This window comes from Pseudomonas sp. Sample_24, assembly GCF_004307605.1.
Classification (GTDB): domain Bacteria; phylum Pseudomonadota; class Gammaproteobacteria; order Pseudomonadales; family Pseudomonadaceae; genus Aquipseudomonas.
This window is the reverse complement of record NZ_RCNW01000363.1, coordinates 1-3,830: the sequence shown is the minus strand read 5'-3', so window position 1 is coordinate 3,830 and position 3,830 is coordinate 1. Positions and strand designations below refer to the sequence as shown.

The window sequence follows — 3,830 nt, the reverse complement described above, 5'->3', positions numbered from 1 at the left end:
TTCTATGAAAACTACTATGCTGGTGGTTTCAACTCGGTTCGTGGCTTCAAGGACAGCACTTTGGGTCCTCGCAGTACCCCGAGCCGCGGTCAGGCCATTACCGGTAACGCTGGCACTCAATTTGACCCGGACCAGGACCCGCTGCCGTTTGGTGGTAATGTCCTGATCCAGGGCGGTGTGGAAGTTCTGTTCCCGCTGCCGTTCGTCAAGGATCAGCGTTCCCTGCGCACTTCGGTATTCTGGGATGTCGGTAACGTATTCGATTCGTCCTGCTCGGATACCACAAACGCGGATGGCACGAAGTCCAATACCAAGTGCAACGATATCAGCCTGAGTAATTTGGCCAGTTCCGTTGGTGTAGGTGTGACATGGGTCACCGCACTGGGTCCTTTGAGTTTCGCGTTGGCCATGCCAGTCAAGAAACCGGATGAAGCTGAAACTCAAGTGTTCCAATTCTCCCTCGGTCAGACGTTCTAAGCGTCTGCCCCAAGATAACGACAATGGATTTTGTAGGAGTGCATCGTGCGTAAGTTGACTCAATTGGTTCTCCTGGCTTCCGTACTGGTAGCAGGCCCGGCATTTGCCGACATGAAAATCGCCGTTTTGAACTATCAGATGGCCCTGCTGGAATCCGATGCGGCCAAGAAGTACGCCGTGGATGCCGAGAAAAAGTTCGGTCCCCAGCTGAGCAAGCTCAAAACTCTGGAAAGCAGCGCCAAGGGTATTCAGGATCGTCTGATGGCCGGTGGCGACAAAATGCAGCAAGGCGAGCGTGAGCGTCTGGAGCTTGAATTCAAGCAAAAGGCTCGTGACTTCCAGTTCCAGTCCAAGGAGCTGAACGAAGCCAAGGCTGTTGCCGACCGTGAAATGCTGAAGCAGCTCAAGCCGAAACTCGATAGCGCAGTGGAAGAAGTCATCAAGAAAGGTGCTTTTGACCTGGTCTTCGAGCGTGGCGCCGTGATTGATGTCAAGCCTCAGTACGACATCACGCGCCAGGTTATCGAGCGCATGAATCAGCTGAAGTAATCCATGACCGCGACTATTAAGCTCGGCCAATTGGCCGAGTTCCTCGGCGCCACACTGCGTGGCGACCCGGAGAAAGAAATCACTGGGCTAGCCACTTTGCAGGAGGCTGGCCCAACTCAGTTGAGCTTTCTCGCAAACCCCCAGTACCGTAAATACCTGGCAGGCAGCCAGGCTGCAGCGCTGTTGCTGAAAGCCGCCGACGCCGAAGGGTTTTCCGGTAATGCACTGGTGGTGCCTGATCCGTATGCAGCCTACGCGCGTATTTCGCACTTGTTCGACCCCAAGCCCAAGGCTGCAACCGGTATTCATCCGACAGCGGTGATTGCGGCGGATGCGGTGGTTGACCCGGCGGCGAGTATCGGTGCATTTGCCGTGATCGAAAGCGGCGCGCAAATTGCTGCCGGTACCACCGTTGGCGCGCACTGCTTTATTGGTGCTCGTAGCGTGATCGACGAAGGTGGCTGGCTGGCTCCGCGCGTGACCTTGTATCACGACGTGCGCATCGGCAAGCGGGTAGTGATTCAGTCCGGTGCCGTACTCGGTGGTGAAGGCTTCGGTTTTGCCAACGAAAAAGGCATTTGGCAGAAAATCGCCCAGATTGGTGGCGTCCTGATCGGCGATGACGTGGAAATCGGCGTAAATACCGCTATCGACCGTGGCGCGCTGGCCGATACCATCATTGGTAACGGGGTAAAGCTCGACAACCAGATTCAGATCGCCCACAACGTTCAGGTCGGTGATCACACCGCGATGGCCGCCTGTGTGGGGATTTCCGGCAGCACCAAGATCGGCAAGCACTGCATGCTTGCCGGTGGCGTAGGGCTGGTGGGGCATATCGATATTTGCGACAACGTATTCATCACCGGCATGACCATGGTGACCCACTCGATCACCGAGCCGGGCGCCTATTCATCCGGTACGGCGATGCAGCCAGCAGCCGAATGGCGCAAAAGCGCGGCACGCCTGCGTCAGCTCGATGACATCGCGCGACGTTTGCGACAGTTGGAAAAGCAAGCAGGGGAAGTGACCCCTGGCGGTAATGCTTCATCAGATGGCTGATACCATTTCCATATCAAGTGTACACAGCCGCTAGACTGCGTCCTTGATTTGCTAGAGGAGTGTGCGTCAATCGCGCGCTCCCAATCTTTACATAGGCTTCCCCCCGAAATGATGGACATCAACGAGATTCGCGAATACCTGCCTCACCGTTACCCGTTCCTGCTGGTGGACCGGGTCGTGGATCTGGATGTGGAAGGCAAGCGCATTCGCGCCTACAAGAATGTCAGCATCAACGAACCTTTCTTCAACGGTCACTTCCCTGCGCATCCAATCATGCCGGGCGTTCTGATCATCGAAGCGATGGCTCAGGCTGCCGGGATCCTTGGTTTCAAAATGCTCGACGTGAAGCCGGCCGATGGCACGCTTTACTACTTCGTCGGTTCCGACAAGCTGCGTTTCCGCCAGCCTGTGCTGCCGGGTGATCAGTTGATCCTCGAAGCCAAGTTCCTGAGCTGCAAGCGTCAGATCTGGAAATTCGAATGCCAGGCTTCGGTCGACGGCAAGCCGGTCTGCTCGGCTGAAATCATCTGTGCGGAACGCAAACTATGAGTTTGATTGACCCTCGCGCAATCATCGATCCGACGGCTGTTCTGGCCGACGGTGTCGAGGTCGGCCCTTGGTCGATCGTCGGCGCAGGTGTAGAAATCGGCGAGGGGACAGTGATCGGGCCGCACGTGATTCTCAAAGGCCCGACCCGAATCGGCAAGCACAACCGCATCTACCAGTTTTCTTCGGTAGGTGAGGACACGCCTGATCTGAAATACAAAGGCGAAGAAACCCGTCTGGTGATCGGTGACCACAACGTCATCCGCGAAGGCGTGACGATTCACCGTGGGACCATTCAGGATCGTTCGGAAACCACCCTGGGCGATCACAACCTGATCATGGCCTATGCACATATCGGTCACGACAGCGTCATCGGCAACCATTGCATTCTGGTCAACAACACAGCGCTGGCTGGCCACGTGCACGTTGAAGACTGGGCAATCCTGTCCGGATTTACCCTGGTCCACCAGTATTGCCACATTGGCGCCCACAGCTTTTCCGGCATGGGCACGGCCATCGGCAAGGACGTTCCAGCGTATGTCACGGTATTCGGCAACCCGGCCGAAGCTCGCAGCATGAACTTCGAAGGCATGCGTCGTCGTGGTTTCAGCGAAGACGCAATCCATGCGCTGCGTCGAGCCTACAAGGTGGTTTACCGCCAAGGACTGACGGTTGAGCAGGCGCTCGCCGAACTGGCCGAGCCTTCGATCCAGTTCCCGGAAGTCGCGGTGTTCCGAGACTCCATCCAGTCGTCTACCCGCGGCATCACCCGCTAACCATGGCCAATCTGCGTATTGCGCTGGTAGCGGGTGAGGCTTCCGGTGACATTCTTGGCGCGGGTCTGATGCGTGCGCTCAAGGCTCGTCACCCGGCGGTCGAGTTCATCGGTGTGGGTGGTCCGCTGATGCAGGCCGAAGGCCTGACCTCGTATTTCCCAATGGAACGCCTTTCGGTGATGGGGCTGGTGGAAGTCCTGGGTCGGTTGCGCGAGTTGCTGGCACGTCGCAAGAAGCTGGTCGCCGACTTGATCGCTGCGAAGCCGGACGTGTTCATCGGTATCGATGCGCCGGACTTCAACCTCAATATCGAACTCAAGTTGCGTCAGGCCGGTATCAAGACCGTGCACTACGTCAGCCCGTCGGTATGGGCCTGGCGACAGAAGCGGGTGCTGAAGATTCGCGAAGGCTGCGATCTGATGC

5 protein-coding genes and 1 pseudogene are annotated in these 3,830 nt (G+C 57.1%); all 6 read left to right on the top strand.

Annotation, left to right across the window (positions count from 1 at the left end; translation table 11 throughout):
- Positions 1 to 477 (top strand): outer membrane protein assembly factor (locus tag D8V06_RS20845; protein ID WP_130931702.1); only part of this gene is annotated, 477 nt, incomplete at its 5' end.
- 45 nt (positions 478 to 522) lie between these two features.
- Positions 523 to 1,026: an OmpH family outer membrane protein gene (locus D8V06_RS20840; RefSeq protein WP_008057318.1), complete on the top strand. Its 504-nt coding sequence runs from the start codon at positions 523 to 525 to the stop codon at positions 1,024 to 1,026.
- A gap of 3 nt (positions 1,027 to 1,029) precedes the next feature.
- Positions 1,030 to 2,085 (top strand): UDP-3-O-(3-hydroxymyristoyl)glucosamine N-acyltransferase, encoded by a 1,056-nt coding sequence (lpxD, locus tag D8V06_RS20835; RefSeq protein WP_130906373.1) that lies wholly within the window; start codon positions 1,030 to 1,032, stop codon positions 2,083 to 2,085.
- Positions 2,086 to 2,193: 108 nt separating this feature from the next.
- Positions 2,194 to 2,634, top strand: a complete 441-nt coding sequence (fabZ, locus tag D8V06_RS20830; RefSeq protein WP_007907157.1) for a 3-hydroxyacyl-ACP dehydratase FabZ — start codon at positions 2,194 to 2,196, stop codon at positions 2,632 to 2,634.
- Complete coding sequence (gene lpxA / locus D8V06_RS20825) at positions 2,631 to 3,407, top strand: acyl-ACP--UDP-N-acetylglucosamine O-acyltransferase (RefSeq protein WP_056856241.1); 777 nt, start codon at positions 2,631 to 2,633, stop codon at positions 3,405 to 3,407. Before fabZ ends, lpxA begins: the two co-directional genes overlap by 4 nt.
- 2 nt (positions 3,408 to 3,409) lie before the next feature.
- Positions 3,410 to 3,830: pseudogene (locus tag D8V06_RS20820) on the top strand (lipid-A-disaccharide synthase); the annotation flags it as partial.

Bases quoted from the DNA above. Each gene is read 5' to 3' on its own strand.
- lpxD (WP_130906373.1), top strand. From the start codon at position 1,030: ATGACCGCGACTATTAAGCTCGGCCAATTGGCCGAGTTCCTCGGCGCC.
- fabZ (WP_007907157.1), top strand. From the start codon at position 2,194: ATGATGGACATCAACGAGATTCGCGAATACCTGCCTCACCGTTACCCG.
- lpxA (WP_056856241.1), top strand. From the start codon at position 2,631: ATGAGTTTGATTGACCCTCGCGCAATCATCGATCCGACGGCTGTTCTG.